The sequence below is a fragment of the Nocardioides bruguierae genome (genome assembly GCF_023656415.1).
GTDB lineage: Bacteria > Actinomycetota > Actinomycetes > Propionibacteriales > Nocardioidaceae > Nocardioides > Nocardioides bruguierae.
Genome location: NZ_JAMOIL010000003.1, coordinates 166,058 through 183,792 on the forward strand (window position 1 = coordinate 166,058; position 17,735 = coordinate 183,792).

Annotated in this window: 14 protein-coding genes; 11 read left to right on the plus strand and 3 right to left on the minus strand. The window is 74.1% G+C overall.

Annotation, left to right across the window (positions count from 1 at the left end; genetic code table 11):
- Nucleotides 1-152: 152 nt before the first annotated feature.
- Together sucB and lpdA are read right to left on the minus strand one after the other, a co-directional pair.
- Nucleotides 153-1,901: a 2-oxoglutarate dehydrogenase, E2 component, dihydrolipoamide succinyltransferase gene (gene sucB / locus M8330_RS04415; protein ID WP_250826351.1), complete on the minus strand. Its 1,749-nt coding sequence runs from the start codon at nt 1,899-1,901 to the stop codon at nt 153-155.
- A 271-nt stretch (nt 1,902-2,172) separates the two neighbouring features.
- Complete coding sequence (gene lpdA, locus M8330_RS04420) at nt 2,173-3,576, minus strand: dihydrolipoyl dehydrogenase (protein WP_250826352.1); 1,404 nt, start codon at nt 3,574-3,576, stop codon at nt 2,173-2,175.
- Between the two features lie 143 nt (nt 3,577-3,719).
- Here lpdA and M8330_RS04425 point away from each other — a divergent pair, with 143 nt between their 5' ends.
- Complete coding sequence (locus M8330_RS04425; RefSeq protein WP_250056925.1) at nt 3,720-4,085, plus strand: hypothetical protein; 366 nt, start codon at nt 3,720-3,722, stop codon at nt 4,083-4,085.
- A 9-nt stretch (nt 4,086-4,094) separates the two neighbouring features.
- On the opposite strand, the gene M8330_RS04430 is transcribed toward M8330_RS04425, so the two are convergent.
- Nucleotides 4,095-5,615, minus strand: coding sequence for a leucyl aminopeptidase (locus M8330_RS04430; RefSeq protein WP_250826353.1), 1,521 nt, complete (start codon nt 5,613-5,615; stop codon nt 4,095-4,097).
- A 91-nt stretch (nt 5,616-5,706) separates the two neighbouring features.
- Between M8330_RS04430 and gcvT the strand changes: the two genes are divergently transcribed.
- The 10 genes from gcvT to M8330_RS04480 all read left to right on the plus strand — a co-directional run bounded on the left by gcvT (nt 5,707) and on the right by M8330_RS04480 (nt 17,580).
- On the plus strand, nt 5,707-6,801 hold the full coding sequence (gene gcvT / locus M8330_RS04435) for a glycine cleavage system aminomethyltransferase GcvT (RefSeq protein ID WP_250826354.1): 1,095 nt from the start codon (nt 5,707-5,709) through the stop codon (nt 6,799-6,801).
- Nucleotide 6,802: 1 nt separating this feature from the next.
- On the plus strand, nt 6,803-7,126 hold the full coding sequence (locus M8330_RS04440; protein WP_250826355.1) for a hypothetical protein: 324 nt from the start codon (nt 6,803-6,805) through the stop codon (nt 7,124-7,126).
- Between the two features lie 128 nt (nt 7,127-7,254).
- Nucleotides 7,255-11,034 (plus strand): Ig-like domain-containing protein, encoded by a 3,780-nt coding sequence (locus tag M8330_RS04445; protein WP_250826356.1) that lies wholly within the window; start codon nt 7,255-7,257, stop codon nt 11,032-11,034.
- Nucleotides 11,035-11,076: 42 nt separating this feature from the next.
- Nucleotides 11,077-11,931, plus strand: coding sequence for a PhzF family phenazine biosynthesis protein (locus M8330_RS04450; RefSeq protein WP_250826357.1), 855 nt, complete (start codon nt 11,077-11,079; stop codon nt 11,929-11,931).
- A gap of 25 nt (nt 11,932-11,956) precedes the next feature.
- Complete coding sequence (locus M8330_RS04455) at nt 11,957-12,769, plus strand: thymidylate synthase (RefSeq protein ID WP_250826358.1); 813 nt, start codon at nt 11,957-11,959, stop codon at nt 12,767-12,769.
- Nucleotides 12,769-13,275, plus strand: coding sequence for a dihydrofolate reductase (locus M8330_RS04460; protein WP_250826359.1), 507 nt, complete (start codon nt 12,769-12,771; stop codon nt 13,273-13,275). The genes M8330_RS04455 and M8330_RS04460 overlap by 1 nt, the downstream gene beginning before the upstream one ends.
- 22 nt (nt 13,276-13,297) lie before the next feature.
- Nucleotides 13,298-14,245, plus strand: coding sequence for an LLM class F420-dependent oxidoreductase (locus M8330_RS04465; RefSeq protein WP_250826360.1), 948 nt, complete (start codon nt 13,298-13,300; stop codon nt 14,243-14,245).
- 67 nt (nt 14,246-14,312) lie between these two features.
- Complete coding sequence (dapA, locus tag M8330_RS04470) at nt 14,313-15,209, plus strand: 4-hydroxy-tetrahydrodipicolinate synthase (RefSeq protein ID WP_250056943.1); 897 nt, start codon at nt 14,313-14,315, stop codon at nt 15,207-15,209.
- A gap of 62 nt (nt 15,210-15,271) precedes the next feature.
- Nucleotides 15,272-16,957, plus strand: coding sequence for a ribonuclease J (locus tag M8330_RS04475; RefSeq protein ID WP_250826361.1), 1,686 nt, complete (start codon nt 15,272-15,274; stop codon nt 16,955-16,957).
- A 17-nt stretch (nt 16,958-16,974) separates the two neighbouring features.
- On the plus strand, nt 16,975-17,580 hold the full coding sequence (locus M8330_RS04480) for a methyltransferase domain-containing protein (RefSeq protein WP_250826362.1): 606 nt from the start codon (nt 16,975-16,977) through the stop codon (nt 17,578-17,580).
- The last annotated feature ends 155 nt before the right edge of the window (nt 17,581-17,735 follow it).

The following is a 17,735-nucleotide window of genomic DNA, read 5'->3' on the forward strand; positions in this document are numbered from 1 at the left end:
CGCCGACGTTCGCTGCGCTCACGGTCGTCACCTCGCCATCCTCGTGGCAGAACAGGCGTCGCGCTCGGACGGCATCTGCGTCCGGAACGACCGAGTCCCCAGAGGCACACGGGGTGTGCCGCTGGGGACTCGTGTCAGCCTGCTAGGTCAGCTCAGACCTCGAACGCGCCGCACTCGAGGCGCTTCTTGACCTCCGAGAGGAAGCGGCCGGCGTCGGCGCCGTCCACCAGCCGGTGGTCGTAGGTCAGGGCCAGGTAGACCATGTGGCGCACGGCGATGGTCTCGCCGAGGTTCGGGTCGTCGATGACGACCGGACGCTTCACCACGGCACCGGGGCCGAGGATGGCCACCTGCGGCTGGTTGATGATCGGGGTGTCCCACAGGGCGCCGACCGAGCCGAGGTTGGTGATGGTGAAGGTGCCGCCCGACAGCTCGTCGGGGCCGATCTTGTTCGTCCGGGTGCGGCCCGCGACGTCGCCGATCTTCTTGGCCAGGCCGGCGATCGACAGGTCGCCCGCGTCCTTCACGACCGGGGTGAGCAGACCCTTGTCGGTGTCCACCGCGAAGGCGACGTGCTCCACGTCGTGGTAGGTCACCTCGCCGGCCTCGTCGTCGATGGTCGCGTTCAGCTTCGGGTGCTGCTTGAGGCTGTCCACGGCCGCCTTGGCGAAGAACGGCAGGAACGAGAGCTTGACGCCCTCGCGGGCCAGGAACTCGTCCTTCTTCGCGGTGCGCAGGCGGGCGATGTTGGTGACGTCGACCTCGACGACCTGGGTCAGCTGCGCGGAGGTGTCCAGGGACTCCTTCATGCGCGTGGCCACGATCTTGCGCAGGCGCGACATCTTCTCGGTCGTGCCACGCAGCGGCGACGGCGTCACCGGGACGCCGGCGGCGGCCGGTGCCGACGGGGCAGCGGCGGACGGGGCGGCGGGTGCCGGCGCGGCCGCGGCGGCCTTCGCCTTCTCCGCCGCGTCGAGGACGTCCTGCTTGCGCACGCGACCGCCGACACCGGAGCCGGTGACCGACGCGAGGTCGACACCGTGCTGCGCGGCGAGCTTGCGCACGAGCGGGGTGACGTACGTGCCGGAGGAGTCCGAGGACGCGGCGGGGGCCGACGGCGCGGCCGGCTTCGGGGCCTCGGGAGCGGGGGCGGCCTTCGGGGCCTCGGGGGCGGGGGCCGGCTCGGGCTCGGGCTCCGGGGTGGGCTCCGGGGTGGGCTCGGGCTCCGGCTCCGGGGTGGGCTCCGGCTCCGGGGTGGGCTCGGGCTCGGCCGGGGCGGCGGAGCCGTCACCGATGAGGGCCAGCTCGGTGCCGACCTCGACGGTGTCGTCCTCGTTGACCTTGATCTCGAGCAGGGTGCCGGCGACGGGCGAGGGGATCTCGGTGTCGACCTTGTCGGTGGAGACCTCCAGCAGCGGCTCGTCGACGGCGACCTCGTCACCGACCTGCTTGAGCCAGCGGGTGACGGTGCCCTCGGTGACGGACTCGCCCAGCTCGGGCAGGGTCACCGGGGTGCCGGAACCACCGGAGCCACCGGACGCGGCGGGCGCCGCCGGGGCGGGCTCGGGCTCCGGCTCGGGAGCGGCCTCGGGCTCGGGCGCCTCCTCCGCGGCGGGCTCCTCGCTCGGGGCGGGGGCGTCGTCGCCGCCGGTGGGGGCCTCGCCCTCCTCGCCGATGAGCGCGAGCACGGTGCCGACCTCGACGGTGTCGTCCTCGTTGACCTTGACCTCGAGGAGCGTGCCGGCGACGGGCGAGGGGATCTCGGTGTCGACCTTGTCGGTGGAGACCTCCAGCAGGGGCTCGTCGACGGCGACCGTGTCGCCCACCTGCTTCAGCCAGCGGGTGACGGTGCCCTCGGTGACGGACTCACCCAGTTCCGGGAGGTTGACTTCGGTAGCCAATTCGATTCCTTCGCTCGCGGTTTCGTGTCGGTGCTCGCGGGTCCGTGCGCGTCGCGCGGGTCCGGTTGCCACAGGGTCGTGCCAGGCTCGGTTGTTCCCGATTGTTCACCCGTAGCGCAACGTGTCGCGCGGCGGGGTCCGCCCAGCGAACAGGTGGTCGGAGTGCGACCGCGATGCACCGCTGGGCGAACAGTATCGAGAGTTGGTTTCGGATGTCGGACGGGGCTGCGGCGCGTCGGCAGAAGTCCGAGGGCGGACCCGGCCGGGCGTCTCAGCCATGGACGTGCAGCGGCTTCCCGGCGAGCGCGAGGTGCGCCTCGCCCAGCGCCTCGGACTGGGTCGGGTGGGCGTGCACCAGCGGTGCCACGTCCTCGGGGTGGGCCTCCCAGCCGACGATGGCCTGCGCCTCGCCGACCAGCTCGCCGACGCGCTCGCCGACGAGGTGGACGCCGACCACCGGCCCGTCGATCCGGCGCACGAGCCGGACGTGCCCGGAGGTGCGCAGGATCTGGCTCTTGCCGTTGCCGGCGAGGTCGTAGGTCTGGGTCTGCACCGCGTCGTCCCCGTAGCGCTCGCGCGCGGCGGCCTCGGTGAGGCCGACCGACGCCACCTCGGGGTGGGAGTAGGTGACCCGCGGGATGGTCTCCTCGACCACGGGTGCGGGGGAGAGCCCGGCGAGCTCCTCGGCGAGGAAGATGCCCTGGGCGAAGCCGCGGTGGGCCAGCTGGAGCCCGGGCACGATGTCGCCCAGCGCGTGGACGCCCGCGACGGAGGTGCGGCACCGCTCGTCGACGGTCACGTAGCCGCGCTCGGTGGCGACGCCGACGTCCTCCAGGCCCAGCCCGGCGGTGGCGGGCCGACGGCCGACGGCCACGAGCAGCACCTCGGCCTCCAGGACCTCACCGCCCTCGAGGGTCACCGCCACGCCGTCGTCCGAGCGCTTCACGCTCTGGAAGGTCTCCCCGGTGCGGGAGGTGATGCCGCGCTTGCGGAACGCACGGGCCAGGGCGGCCGAGCTGGAGGGCTCCTCGGCGGGCAGCAGGCTCGGAGCGGCCTCCACGATCGTGACCTCGGCGCCGAAGGAGCGCCAGGCGCTGGCCATCTCGCAGCCGATCACGCCGCCGCCGAGCACGATCGCGGACGTGGGCACGCGGTCGAGGCGCAGCGCCTCGTCGGAGGTGAGGACGTGGGTGCCGTCGACCTCGATGCCCGGCAGCACGGTGGGTGCCGACCCGGTGGCCAGGACGACGGCCCGGCCGGTGAGCCTGGTGCGCTGCTGCTCGCCGTCGACCGTGCGGACGACGGTGACCTCACGGGGGCCCGTCAGCGTGCCGCGTCCCTCGACGACGGTGATGCCGCGGCTGCGGACCAGGCCGGTGAGGCCGGCGAAGAGGCGGGCCACCACGCCGTCCTTGTAGGCGTGCACCCCGGCCATGTCGACGCCCTCGAGCGTGGCCAGCACGCCGAAGGAGGAGGCGTCGCGCGCGGCGTCGGCGACCTCGGCGGCGTGCAGCAGCGCCTTGGTGGGGATGCAGCCGGCGTGCAGGCAGGTGCCGCCGACCTTCGCCTCCTCGACCAGCGTCACGCTCAGGCCGAGCTGGGCCGCTCGGAGGGCGCAGGCGTAGCCCGCGGATCCTGCTCCGAGGATGAGCACGTCGACGTCGGTCCCGGTCACACCTGTCCTTCCCCACGAGACGCCTCGTTGCGCCCGTGCGCCGCCATCCTGCCACCTCACGGGCGGCTGTCCACCTGCCTCCGGGGGGCGCGTCGGGACGGTCCTGCTCCGTGGCCTGGGTCGCACAGGGCACACTGGTGAGCATGGGAATCCTGGACCGCTTCCGGCGCGGCCCGCGCACGAGCGCCCCCGCTCGTGACGGCTTCCGCACCGGCTCCACCCGCGTGCGTGCCTCGGACGCGGCCGACGTCGAGCACCTGCAGGCGTGGATGGAGCCCCGGCACGGCGTCGAGGGGTTCGTCGAGCCGCGCACGTCGGTCAGCGACGTCACGCTCCTCCTGGTCGCGCACGACGGCGAGTGGACGCGACGCCGCGTCCCGTCCGTGAAGTGGGCGCACGCCTTCTGCAACGACCACCGGGTGCCGTCCTACGACGCGGCCGTCGTGGGCGTGCCGCAGCGGATGCGCGAGTACAACCGCCGCTACCGGGAGCAGCAGAAGCGGGGCTGAGCCGCCGGCTCAGCCCGCCAGGTTGCGCGCCACGTCCACGAGCGTGGCCGTGGAGAAGCCGGTGCCGCCCGCGGTGACGTGGCCCGAGGTGGCCGAGGCGAACGACGGGCCGGCGATGTCGAGGTGCGCCCACGGGGTGGTGCCGACGAACTCGCGCAGGAACGCGGCGGCGAACAGGCCGCCGCCCCACCGCACCCAGTCGTGCTGGGCGAGGTCGGCGATCTTCGAGGACGTGACGCGACCCTTCATCTCCTCGGGGATCGGCATGTGCCACATCGGCTCGCCGGCGGTCTCGGAGGCCTCGAGCACCTGCGCGACGACGGCGTCGTCACCGAGCACGCCCGCGACCTTGTCGCCGAGCGCCAGGACCATGTGGCCCGTGAGCGTCGCGACGTCCAGGACGAGGTCGGGCTCCTTCTCGATCGCCCGGCCGAGCGCGTCGGCCAGCACGAGGCGGCCCTCGGCGTCGGTGTTGGTCACCTCGACGGTCTTGCCGCCGTAGGTGGTGAGCACGTCCCCGGGGCGCATCGCCGCGCCGGAGACCATGTTCTCGGCCATCGGCGCGAAGCAGGAGACCTGCACCGGCAGCCCGAGCTCGGCGATCGCGTACGTGGCGGCGACGACGGTGGCGGCGCCGGCCATGTCGGACTTCATCTCCTTCATGGACGCGGCGGGCTTGATGGTGAGGCCGCCGGAGTCGAAGGTGATGCCCTTGCCGACCAGCGCGAGGTGGGCGACCGGCTTCTTCGGGGTGTAGGTGATCTCCACCAGCCGCGGGGCGGCCGCGGAGCCCGCGCCCACGCCGAGGATGCCGCCGCAGCCCATCTCCACCAGCGACGCCTCGTCGTGCACGGTGACCTTCACGGTGGCGCCGCGACCCTTGGTCAGCGGCTGCCCGGCGGCGACCACTGCGTCGGCGAAGGTCGGCGGGGTCAGGTCGCCCGGGGGAGTGTTCACCCACGAGCGCACCTGCTCGGTGGCGCGCAGCACGACCTGCGTCTCCTCCACCAGCTTCTGGGACTCCTTGCGGCGGGCCAACGGGGTCAGCACGACGACCTGGCCGGGCGCCTCGTCCGTGCGGGCGGCCGACTTGTAGTCGGTGTAGGTGTAGCCGCCCAGCTGCCACCCCTCGACCACGGCGCGCAGCAGGGCCGGGTCGTCGGCGGGCAGGGCCAGGGCGACGCTGGCGCAGTTGGTCACCACGCGCGCCGCGCCACCGGCCGCGCGGCGCAGGGCGGCCGGGCCGGCGTCCTTGCCGAGGCCGACCAGGACGAGCTGCGGGCTGCCGATCACGCCGTTGGTCGGCACGCGCACGACCTCGCCGGCCTCGCCCTTGAGCCCCAGCGAGGCGAGCATCGGGTCCAGCTTGCGGCCGTAGGCCTTGGCCACGTCCTCGCCGCCCGCGGCCAGCGCGACGGCGGGGCCGGACTTGCGGCGCCCCGAGGGCGAGGCGGGCACCAGGCCGACGACGACGGCGTCGGCCTTGGTCTTGGCGGGGCTGGCGGCACGGAGGAGGAAGGACGGGCTCACGCGGGCCAGGCTAACCACACCTGACGCCGGGTCGGGTGGGGACGGGGCCGGGCACGGCCGATCGGTGAGGCGTTCGGGTAGGTTCCGGGCCATGTCGCTGCTGACCTCACCCCTGCACGAGCGCCACGTCGCGCTGGGCGCCAAGCTCGGCGAGTTCGGCGGCTGGTCGATGCCTCTGGAGTACGCGGACGGCGGCGTGGTGGCCGAGCACACCGCGGTGCGCGAGGCCGTCGGGATCTTCGACGTCAGCCACCTCGGCAAGGCGACCGTCTCCGGCCCGGGCGCGGCCGACTTCGTCAACGCCTGCCTCACCAACGACCTGGGCCGCATCGTCCCGGGCCAGGCGCAGTACACGCTGTGCTGCGACGAGAGTGGCGGCGTCGTCGACGACCTGATCGTCTACCTGCACTCGCCCGAGCACCTGCTGCTCGTGCCGAACGCGGCCAACACCGCCGAGGTCGTGCGCCGCCTGCGCGAGGCGGCCCCCGCCGGCGTCACCGTCACCGACGAGCACCGCGACCACGCCGTCCTGGCCGTCCAGGGACCCGCCTGCGACGCCGTCATGGTGGGCGCCGGGCTCCCCGTGGGGCACGACTACATGAGCTTCGTGACCGCCAGCTTCGCCGACACCGACGTGGTCGTCTGCCGCACCGGGTACACGGGCGAGCGGGGCTACGAGGTCATCGCCCCCGTGGCCGTGGCCACCCGGCTCTGGGACGCCCTCGTCGAGGCCGGCACCGAGCACGGCCTGCGGCCCGCCGGCCTCGGGGCGCGCGACACGCTGCGCACCGAGATGGGCTACCCGCTGCACGGCCAGGACCTGTCGATGGACATCACCCCGGTGCAGGCCCGGTCGGCCTGGGCCGTCGGGTGGGACAAGCCGACCTTCTGGGGCAAGGAGGCGCTGGCCGCCGAGCGCGCCGCCAAGCCCGCCCGCGTCCTGCGCGGCCTCAAGGCCGTGGGTCGCGGCATCCCGCGCGCCCACATGGAGGTCTCCCACGAGGGACGCCCCGTCGGGGAGATCACCTCGGGCACCTTCAGCCCCACCCTGCGCACCGGCATCGGCCTGGCACTCGTGGCCGCGGACGTGCCGGCCGACGCCCGGGTCAGCGTCGACGTCCGCGGTCGCACCCTGGAGTTCGACCTGGTCAAGCCGCCGTTCGTCGAGACCGGCGTCCGGGGCTGACGTGCTGCCGGCGCTGCCGCCCGCCCGGGAGCCGGCCTTCCGGGACCCCGAGCCCGTCGCCCGCCCGTGGTCGTGGCGGTTGCTCGACGACGCCGGGGAGCCCGCGACCTCGGCACCCCGTGACCGGGAGCGGGACGGGGACCGGGACGGTGAGCCGGAGCCCGAGGACGCGGTGAGCGACGTGCCCGCCGGGTTCCCCAGCCGGGGTGACGCCGAGACGTGGCTCGGCACCGCCTGGCGCGGCCTGGCCGCCGCCGGGGTGGCCTCCGTCGTCCTGGTCCAGGAGGGCCGCGAGGTCACGAGGCTGGTGCTGGGCCGGGGCTGAATCGGGGTCGATCCGGGGCCGGTCCAGTCCGCTCGCGGGACCTTGGTCATCCCCGCAGGGGGTCTTCTCAAACGGTTGCAACCGGTGCCGATGTGAGCAGCATCATCCCTGCTCGCGATCGGACCCCCATGCGCTCGTCACGTCCGCGCTCGTCCCGCCGACCCTGGGCGCTGCGCGCCCCGCGGGTCCGCTCCCTCCTGGCGGGCCTCCTGGCCGCCGCCACCACCGCGGCCGGTGTGGTGGCCCTGCCGACCGCTGCCTCGGCCTCCGTGCCGACCTGCGCGTCCGCGGGCCTCACCGTGACCAGCCTCGGCGGCCCGAACTTCTACATCGGCTCGGGCAGCACGCCGTCCTTCCTCTCCGGCTACACCGGCTACCGGGTGCTGAACGCCTCCGGCGCCCCGCTGGACGACCTGTACGTGACGCTGGGCGACTTCACCGGCGGTGCGCTCGACCTGGCCGCCGGGCAGGCGCCGACGCAGCGGGTGGGCGACCTCGCGGACGCCGGCGACGGCGAGCGGTTCTGGTACCTCACCGCCTCCGGCGCGAGCGCGCTGGCCCAGCAGCACACGGTCACGGTCTCCCAGCACCGTCCCGGCCTGCCCTCCTCGTCCGTGCTGTGCACGACCAGCGGTGGCTTCACCCAGGTCGCGCAGACGACCTCGGCCAACGCCAACAAGGTCGAGACCGTCACCGTCGACGGCGGCACGCCGACCATCGGCTCGACCTTCACCGTCACCGTCACCGGCACCACGGGCACCATCGGCGCGGGGGTCATCGGCGACAGCCAGTCGTTCTGGATGACCCCCTCGGTGGACGCGGCGTGGCCGGCGGACGCCTTCCGGCTGATCGGCACCGAGCTGACCATGTCGCCGGACGGCTCGGCGCCCGCGATCACCTGGACCAACACGCTGCGCCTGGCCGACCTCGGCGCCTCGGCGCGCCCCTACACGGCCGTCTACACCTTCCGCGCCGTCGGCTTCACGCACGCGCCGGCCACGGTGCGTCCGGTGCACCAGATCGCCTCGGGCAACCTGATGAAGTACACCGGCTCCTACCCGGCCTCCCTGCCGCCGATCACCCCGCCGGACAACGACCTGACCGCGGCGGCGACCGCCGACCCGGCGACGCTGCCGACCGGTGGCGGCACCACCACCGTCACCACCGCCGTCGCCGGCACCGCCGGCGCCGAGCTCGACGAGGTCGGCCTGACGCCGCCCGACGGGGCGAGCGTGGTGCCCGGCACCGCCACCTGGTGCGGCGAGCCGGTCGGCGACCCCGAGCTGGTCGACGGCGTCTGGGTCGTGACCGGCCCCTTCGTCCTCATGCCCGGAGGCTGCGACTTCGTCGTGGACGTGCTGCTCGACGGCACCCCGGGCGACCAGGACATCACGGTCGAGCCCACCGTCGGCGACAGCATCGTCGGCACCAGCACCGACGTCGTCGACGGCTCCAACGCCGCCGGCGTCACCGTCGAGGTGAACACCCCGCCGGTCACCGTGCCGCGCACCGTGGTGGTGGACCCGGGCGGCTGGGCCTCGGTGCCGCTGCACCTCCTGGCCTCCGACCCTGACGGCGACCCGCTGGTCCTGACCGACGTCGAGCAGCCCCTCGACGGCACCGCCTTCTGGGACCCGTCCGGGATCGACTACCTCGGCGACCCGCTGCCCGAGGGCGACCCGGTCGGCTACACCGTCTCCGACGGCCGCGGCGGCACCGCCACCGGCACGCTGCTGGTGCTCCCGTTCGGTGCGACGCCGACGGCCGCGCCGCAGACCATCACCGTGGAGCCGGTGCCCGACCAGCTGGTCGGCGACGAGGTCCTCGTCCGCGCCACGGCCACCTCCGGCCTCCCGGTCGCCCTGGCGACCACCACCCCCGAGACCTGCTCCGTCGTCGACCACGGCGACGGCACCGCCACCGTGACGGCGCTCGCCGAGGGCGAGTGCGTCCTGGTGGCGACCCAGGACGGCGACGAGGACTGGGCGGCCGCGACGCCGGTCGAGGTCCCCGTGACCGTCACCCGGGCGCCGCAGGTGCTCACCCTGGACGGCGCCCTCCCGACCGGGCTGGAGCCGGGCGGGGAGGTGGACCTGTCCGTGCTCAGCGACGCCGGCCTGCCCGTCGGCTGGACCAGCCTGACCCCGGAGGTCTGCACCGTCGACGAGGCCGGCCACGTCGTGACCCTGGCTGCGGGCACCTGCCGGCTCGAGGCCTCCCAGCCCGGCGACGCCGCGCACCTGCCGGCCGAGCCGCTGGTGCTCGTCCTCACCGTGACCGGAGCGGCCCAGCCGCAGGTGGTCACCGCCTCGGGCCCGGCCCAGGTGCGCGTCGGTGGCACGGCGACGGTGCTCGGCGAGGCCACCTCGGAGCTGCCCGTCACCTTCACCAGCCTCACCCCCGAGACCTGCTCGGTGGACGAGCAGGGCGCCGTCACGGCGCTCGCCGAGGGCGCCTGCGACATCGAGGTCTCGCAGGAGGGCGACGACGCCTGGCTGCCCGCCGAGCCGGTGGTCGTGCGTCTCGCCGTCGTGCCCCGCGACGCCCAGCTGCTCGGCCTCGGTGCGCCGGCCGTCGTCCTCGCCGGGCCCGCCCCGGTGACCGTCACGGCCACCAGCAGTGCCGGGCTCCCGGTCTCCTTCGTCGCCGCCGGCGCCTGCACCGTGCTCGACGTGACCCACGCCGAGGGGGCGAGCAGCGCGACGCTGTCGGTCACCGACCCGGGTGCCTGCGAGGTCGAGGCGCAGCAGCCGGGCGACGCCGACCACGCGCCGGCGCAGCCCGTCTCGGCCGCCCTCGACGTCGTCACCCCCGTCGACGACGTCCTCCGGGTGCCGGCCGGCACCACCGCCGCCGTGGTGGTCGACGTGCTCGACAACGACCCGGCCGGCCCCGTCCCGAGCCGCGTCGGCCGCGCCGAGCACGGTGCCACGGCCCTGCGTGCGGGCACCGTCACCTACCGGCCCCGCGCCGGCTACCGGGGCGCGGACGCCTTCACCTACACGGTCCGCGACGAGCAGGGGCGCACGGCGACGGCCACCGTCTCGGTCCGTGTGGCCAACGCGGCCCCGAGCCTGGTCGTCTCCGACGTCCGCCAGCCCGCCGGCACCACTCGCACGGTGCGGCTCCGGGTGGCCGACCCGAACCGGGACGACGTGGTGGTCACCGCGGCCGTCGACGAGCCGGGCGTCACCGCCACCGTGCGTGAGGGCCGCCTGGTGCTCCGCGCCGGGCGCGAGGTCTCCGGCCACGTGCGGGTGCGGCTGACCGCGACGGACGAGGTGGGCGCGACCGCGTCCGCCGTGCTCGTCGACGTCGTCACCCCGCCGCGGGTGCGGGTGGCCCGCCAGCGCTTCGTGGAGGGTGCCGGCCGTGCCGACACCCGGGTCTCCTGGAGCCCGGCGCCCACCACCGACGCCCGCTACGAGGTCCTCGTCGACGGGCAGCGCGTGTGCGTGACCGCCGACCTCCTGTGCGACCTGGACCGGGTGCTCGGCCCCACCCACCAGGTGCGGGTGCGGGTGCTCGGTCGCGACGGCACCGCCTCGGGCCTGCGCACGGCGACGCGCACCGAGGGCTCGCGGGTGTGGATGGCGACGGTCTACTTCGACCCGGACGAGTGGGAGCTGACCGACGGCCAGCGCACCCGTCTGGAGAAGATCGCCCGCCGCATCGTCGCCCTCGGCTTCGGCCGCGCCTACGTCGAGGGCTACACCGACGCCGACGGTGACGCCGCCTCCAACCTGCGGCTCGCCCACGCCCGCACCGGCACGGTGGCCGCGCTGCTGGCCGGGCGCGGCATCGGCTCGGACCAGGCCTGGTTCGGCGAGGACGACCCGGTCGCCAGCAACGCGACGACCACCGGCAAGTCCCAGAACCGCCGGGTGGAGATCTACATCGGCTGGTGACGGCCCCCCGCTCACGCCCCCGCGCCTGGCAGGCTCGGGGGCGTGAGCACGCACCCGTTCCGCCAGGTCGACGTCTTCTCCTCCGCCCCGCTCGGGGGCAACCCGGTCGCGGTGGTGCACGACGCCGACGGCGTGGACGAGGCGCGGATGGCGGCGTTCGCGCGCTGGACCAACCTGTCCGAGACCACGTTCCTGCTCGCGCCGACGCCGCAGGGGGCAGCCGCCGGGGCCGACTACCGGCTGCGGATCTTCACCCCCGGCGAGGAGCTGCCCTTCGCCGGCCACCCGACCCTCGGCTCCGCGCACGCCTGGCTGGAGGCCGGGGGAGCGCCCCGCGTGGCGGGCCGCGTCGTGCAGGAGTGCGGGGTCGGCACCGTCGCGCTGCGCGTCGGGGAGGACGGCCTGGCCTTCGCCGCCCCGCCGCGGGCCCGCTCCGGTGAGGTGGACGAGGCCGACCTGGCGCGCGTGGCGCGGGCGCTGCGCGTCGCGCGGCCGGCGATCGTCGACGCCCGCTGGTGCGACAACGGCCCCGGCTGGGTCGGCGTCCGGCTGGCCGACGCCGCCGCCGTCCTGGCGCTGGAGCCGGACCTCACCGCCTTCGACGGCCTCGAGGTCGGCGTCGTGGGCACCTACGCCCCCGGGGAGCACCCGGACGGCGCCGCGGTGGAGGTGCGGGCGTTCTGCCCGGGCTTCGGCGTCGACGAGGACCCGGTGACCGGCTCGCTCAACGCCGCCCTGGGGCAGTGGCTGGCCGGCGGGCTGCTGCCGGAGGCCTACACCGCCGCCCAGGGCACCGTGCTGGGGCGCAGCGGCCGGGTCCGCGTGAGCCGGGTCGGGGCGGACGTGTGGGTCGGCGGCGACACGCTGACCACGATCACGGGCAGCGTGACCCTGTAGCCGCGCCAGCGCCTACGCTGAGGCCGTGCGCGCCTACCTCGACCTGCTCACTCGCATCCTCGACGAGGGCGTGGAGAAGACCGACCGGACGGGCACCGGCACGCTGTCGGTCTTCGGCCACCAGATGCGCTTCGACCTGGACGCGGGGTTCCCGCTGGTCACGACCAAGAAGGTGCACACGCGCTCGGTCTTCGGCGAGCTGCTGTGGTTCCTGCGCGGCGACACGAACGTCGCCTGGCTCCACGAGCGGGGCATCTCGATCTGGGACGAGTGGGCCGACGAGGCCGGCGACCTCGGCCCCGTCTACGGCCACCAGTGGCGCTCGTGGCCGACCCCGAGCGGCACCCACGTCGACCAGATCGCCCAGGTCGTCGAGCAGATCCGGGCCACCCCGGACTCGCGGCGCCTCATCGTCTCGGCGTGGAACGTCGCCGACGTGCCCGACATGGCGCTCGCGCCCTGCCACACGATGTTCCAGTTCTACGTCGCCCCGGCGGACGACGGCGGCCCCGACCGGCTCTCCTGCCAGCTCTACCAGCGCTCGGGCGACGTGTTCCTCGGCGTGCCGTTCAACATCGCCTCCTACGCGCTGCTCACGCACATGGTCGCCCAGGTCACCGGCCTGCGGGTCGGCGACTTCGTGCACACCCTCGGCGACGCGCACCTCTACCTCAACCACCTCGAGCAGGCGCGCCTCCAGCTGACCCGCGAGCCGCGTCCGCTGCCCACGCTGGTGCTGGACCCCTCGGTCACCGCGCTGGACGCCTTCGAGCTCGAGCACATCAGCGTCGAGGGCTACGACCCGCACCCGGGCATCAAGGCCCCGGTGGCGGTCTGATGCCCCTGCCCGACGGCACGCGTGTGGTCCTCGTGGCCGCCGTCGCCCGCAACGGCGTCATCGGCGACGGGCCCGACATCCCCTGGTCGGTGCCCGGCGAGCAGAGGACGTTCAAGCAGCTCACGACCGGCCACACGCTGCTGATGGGCCGCACGACGTACGAGTCGATCGGCCGCCCGCTGCCCGGCCGCACCACCATCGTCCTCACCCGCGACCCCGCGTGGCGGCCCGCCCCGGCGCCGGGCTCCGAGGACGTGCTCGTCGTGACGTCGGTGGCCGACGCGCTCGCCGCGGCGGCCGGCACGCAGGGCGACCTCATGGTCGCCGGCGGCGGCAGCGTCTACACGGCGCTGCTCGAGCACGCCGACGCCCAGGTGCTCACGGAGGTGCCGCTCGACCCGCCGGGCGACGTCCGCTACCCCGCCTTCCCGCCCCGCGACGGCTGGGTCGAGACCGGCCGCGAGCCGTTCGAGGGGTTCACCCGGGTCACCTACGAACGGGCCTGAGCCTGCTGGCAGGCTGGTCGCCATGACTGGCGAGAAGACCGACCTGCGCATCTTCACCGAGCCCCAGCAGGGCGCGACCTACGACGACCTGCTCGCGGTGGCCCGGGAGGCCGAGGAGCTGGGCTACGGCGCCTTCTTCCGCTCCGACCACTACCTGACGATGGGCGGCGACGGCCTGCCCGGCCCCACGGACGCCTGGACGACCCTGGCCGGCCTGGCCCGCGAGACCCGGAGCATCCGCCTCGGCACGCTGGTCACCAGCGCCACCTTCCGCCACCCGGGCCCGCTGGCGGTCCAGGTCGCCCAGGTCGACCAGATGTCCGGCGGCCGCGTCGACCTCGGGCTCGGGTCCGGCTGGTTCGAGGCCGAGCACCGCGCCTACGGCATCCCGTTCCCCTCGCTCAAGGAGCGCTTCGAGAAGCTCGGCGAGCAGCTGGAGCTGATCACCGGCCTGTGGGCCACCGAGGGCGGGTACTCCTTCGACGGCACCCACTACCAGGTCACCGACTCCCCGGGGCTGCCGAAGCCGGTCAACCGCAGCGGGCGCGCCGGCGGCGTCCCGGTGCTGGTGGGCGGCTCGGGCAAGCGGAAGACGCCGGCCCTGGCCGCGCGCTTCGCCGACGAGTTCAACACCCCGTTCGCCGCCTTCGAGGACGCGCTCGTGCAGAACGACCGGGTCCGGGCTGCCTGCGAGGCGATCGACCGCGACCCGGCGTCCATGACCCTCTCCGCGGCCCTCGTGCTCTGCGTCGGCGAGGACGAGGCGGAGGTGGCGCGCCGTGCGGCAGCCATCGGCCGCGAGGTGCCGGAGCTGCGCGAGAACGGGCTCGCCGGCACGCCCGAGGAGGTCGTCGAGAAGATCGCCCGCTACACCGAGGCGGGCCACTCGCGCCTCTACCTCCAGGTGCTCGACCTCGCCGACCTCGACCACCTCCGGCTGGTCGCCGAGCAGGTCATGCCGCACGTGTGAGGTCCCCCGCGGCGGCACGGCGACGCGGGGGAGGGGTTCAGGGGGTGCGGGCGATAGCCTGACCCCCATGAGCACCGCCCCCGCCGCGCCCTTCGGGCGCATGCTGACCGCGATGGCCACCGCGTTCCACGACGACGGGTCGCTCGACCTCGAGTCGACGCAGCGTCTGGCCAAGCACCTCGTGGCCACGGGGCACGACGGTCTCGTCGTCTCCGGCACCACCGGGGAGTCGCCGACGACCACCATCGAGGAGGACGGCGAGATCCTCGCTGCCGTCCGCGCCGCCGTCGGCCCCGACGTGCACCTGGTCGCCGGCATCGGCACCAACGACACCCGCACCTCGCTCCAGCTGGCCGCCCAGGCCGGGGAGCGCGGCGCCGACGGCGTCCTGCTCGTGACGCCGTACTACAACAAGCCCGGCCAGGCCGGCATCCTGCACCACTTCTCCCAGGTCGTGCCCGCCGCCGGCCTGCCGGTGATGATCTACGACATCCCCGGCCGCACCGGCTCGCAGATCTCGCTGGAGACCTACGAGGTCATGCGCGAGTGGGAGTCGGTCGTCGCGATCAAGGACGCGGTGGGCGACCTCGTCCGCGGCCTGCGACTGACCAAGATGGGCTACGCCGTCTACTCCGGCGACGACGCCCTCAACCTCGGCTGGCTCGCCTACGGCGCCAGCGGCTTCGTCTCCGTGGTCGGCCACGCCGCCGGCACCCAGCTGCGGGCCATGCTCGACGCCTGGTTCGGCGGCGACGCCCACGAGGCCACCCAGATCTTCTCGCGGCTGCTCCCCGCGATCGACGCCATGATGGGCGTCGCGAACTACGGAGCCACCACCGCCAAGGCAGCACTCGAGCTGCAGGGCGTTCTCGACAACCGCAACGTCCGCTCACCGCTGGTCGCGCTGACCGACGCCGAGGTCACCGACCTCCGCGCCGGCCTCGAGGCCGCCGGGGTGCTCTGAGCCGCGACACACCGCGGACTCCGGCTGCCCTGCGCGGCGGACGAGAACAGAACAGGAACTGCATGACCAACGCCCAGACCAACCTCGGCACCCCGAAGAAGCTGAAGAAGAACGCCCTGCGGGTCACCCCGCTCGGCGGCCTCGGCGACGTCGGCCGCAACATGACCGCCTTCGAGCACGACGGGCGCATCCTGCTCGTGGACTGCGGCGTCCTGTTCCCCGAGGACTCCCACCCCGGTGTCGACCTGATCCTGCCCGACTGGTCCTCCATCCGGGACCGTCTCGACACCGTCGAGGCGCTGGTGCTGACGCACGGTCACGAGGACCACATCGGCGCGACCCCGTACCTGCTGCGCGAGCGCGAGGACATCCCGCTGGTCGGCTCGCAGCTGACCCTGGCGCTGGTCGCCTCCAAGCTCCGTGAGCACCGCCTGCGCGAGACCGTGCAGCACACCGTCGCCGAGGGTGACGTCATCAAGTTCGGCCCGTTCGAGCTCGAGTTCGTGGCCGTCAACCACTCCATCCCGGACGCGCTGGCGGTCTTCATCCGCACCTCCGCGGGCACCGTGCTGCACACCGGCGACTTCAAGATGGACCAGCTGCCGCTGGACGGCCGGATCACCGACCTGCGCTCGTTCGCGCGTCTGGGCGAGGAGGGCGTGGACCTGTTCCTCACCGACTCCACCAACGCCGAGACCCCGGGCTTCACCCCGAGCGAGAAGCAGATCACCCCGGTCATCGACCAGGTCTTCCGCGAGTCCGACCAGCGGATCATCGTGGCCTGCTTCGCCTCGCACGTGCACCGCGTCCAGCAGGTGCTCGAGGCCGCGGTCGCGCACAAGCGCAAGGTCGGCTTCGTCGGCCGCTCGATGGTGCGCAACATGGGCATCGCCCGCGACCTCGGCTACCTGGACCTGCCCGAGAACGTGCTGGTGGACGCCAAGGAGCTGGCGAACATCGCCCCGGAGAAGCAGGTGCTGATCTCCACCGGCTCGCAGGGCGAGCCGATGTCGGCGCTCTCCCGGATCGCCCAGGGCAACCACAACTTCGTGCACCTGGAGGAGGGCGACACCGTCCTGCTCGCCTCCTCGCTCATCCCCGGCAACGAGAACGCCGTCTACCGCGTCATCAACGGGCTCTCCCGCTGGGGCGCGAAGGTCGTCCACAAGGGCAACGCGATGGTGCACGTCTCCGGCCACGCCAGCGCCGGCGAGCTGCTGTACTGCTACAACATCGTGAAGCCGAAGAACGTCATGCCCGTGCACGGCGAGTACCGGCACCTCAAGGCGAACGCGGCCCTGGCCGAGCAGACCGGCGTCGAGAACACCGTCATCGCCGAGGACGGCACCGTGGTCGACCTGGTCGACGGCGTCGCCTCGGTCGTCGGGAAGGTCGACTGCAGCTACGTCTTCGTGGACGGCTCCTCGGTCGGCGACATCACCGAGTCCGACCTCAAGGACCGCCAGATCCTCGGCGAGGAGGGGTTCATCTCCGTCATCGTCGTCGTCGACTCCTCGACCGGTCGCGTCATCTCCGGCCCAGACATCCACGCCCGCGGCTTCGCCGAGGACGACTCGGTCTTCGAGAACGTCAAGCCGGACATCGTCAAGGCGCTGGACCGTCTCGCCGCCGAGGGCGTCCCGGACAGCTACCAGATGCAGCAGGCCGTGCGCCGCACCATCGGGCGCTGGGTCAACACCCAGCACCGCCGTCGTCCGATGATCATCCCGACGGTCGTCACGACCTGACCGGATCTCCTGATCCCATGACCGAGCCGCGGGCCGGGGTGGACGTTGGCTGGAACCACAACGTCCACCACCACCCGCGGCTCTGTCGTCTCCTCGCGGGCCTGCCCGCCCCCGCGCTGGACGTCGGCTGCGGGGACGGCGGGCTGGTCGCAGCCCTGAGGGCCTCCGGGACGCCGGCGTGGGGCTGCGACCCGGACCATGCCGCGGTCGCGGCAGCCGTGCCCGGCGCCCGCGGCCGACTGCTCCGAGGTTCGGCCGAGTCGCTGCCCGTGCCCGACTCATCGTGCGGGGGAGTGGTCCTCGTCGCGGTGCTGCACCACGTGGACGCCGCCCTCGCGCTGGCCGAGGCGCGCCGTGTGGTCGTGCCGGGCGGTCGGGTGGTCGTCCTCTCGGTCGCCCGCGCACGCGGCTGGCGTGACCTGCCGACCGAGGCCGCCGACGTCCTCGCCCACCAGGTGCTCTCGCGGACCCGGGGCCGGTGGCACGAGCCGCCCACCGCTCGCGCCGAGCCGACCCGGACGTGGGCCGAGGAGGCCGCGCTCCTGCAGCGGCACCTGCCCGGGGCCCGCACGCGTCGGGTGCGGCTGTGGCGGTCGGTGACCGTCTGGGACGCACCGGCCTGACCGCCGGACTCCTCGCGCGACCCGGATCGTGTCACCGCACGCACGCCTCCGAGGGGCTCGTAGGTGCGTGCGGTGACACAACCCCGACCGCGGCCGGTCCCGGTGGGGGAGGGGTCGCGACACGCCGGTGAGACAACCCTCAAGCGACACGTGAG

Bases quoted from the DNA above. Each gene is read 5' to 3' on its own strand.
- M8330_RS04425 (WP_250056925.1), top strand. From the start codon at position 3,720: ATGGGAATCCTGGACCGCTTCCGGCGCGGCCCGCGCACGAGCGCCCCC.
- dapA (WP_250056943.1), top strand. From the start codon at position 14,313: ATGAGCACCGCCCCCGCCGCGCCCTTCGGGCGCATGCTGACCGCGATG.
- M8330_RS04475 (WP_250826361.1), top strand. From the start codon at position 15,272: ATGACCAACGCCCAGACCAACCTCGGCACCCCGAAGAAGCTGAAGAAG.
- M8330_RS04445 (WP_250826356.1), top strand. From the start codon at position 7,255: ATGCGCTCGTCACGTCCGCGCTCGTCCCGCCGACCCTGGGCGCTGCGC.
- M8330_RS04465 (WP_250826360.1), top strand. From the start codon at position 13,298: ATGACTGGCGAGAAGACCGACCTGCGCATCTTCACCGAGCCCCAGCAG.
- gcvT (WP_250826354.1), top strand. From the start codon at position 5,707: ATGTCGCTGCTGACCTCACCCCTGCACGAGCGCCACGTCGCGCTGGGC.
- M8330_RS04460 (WP_250826359.1), top strand. From the start codon at position 12,769: ATGCCCCTGCCCGACGGCACGCGTGTGGTCCTCGTGGCCGCCGTCGCC.
- M8330_RS04480 (WP_250826362.1), top strand. From the start codon at position 16,975: ATGACCGAGCCGCGGGCCGGGGTGGACGTTGGCTGGAACCACAACGTC.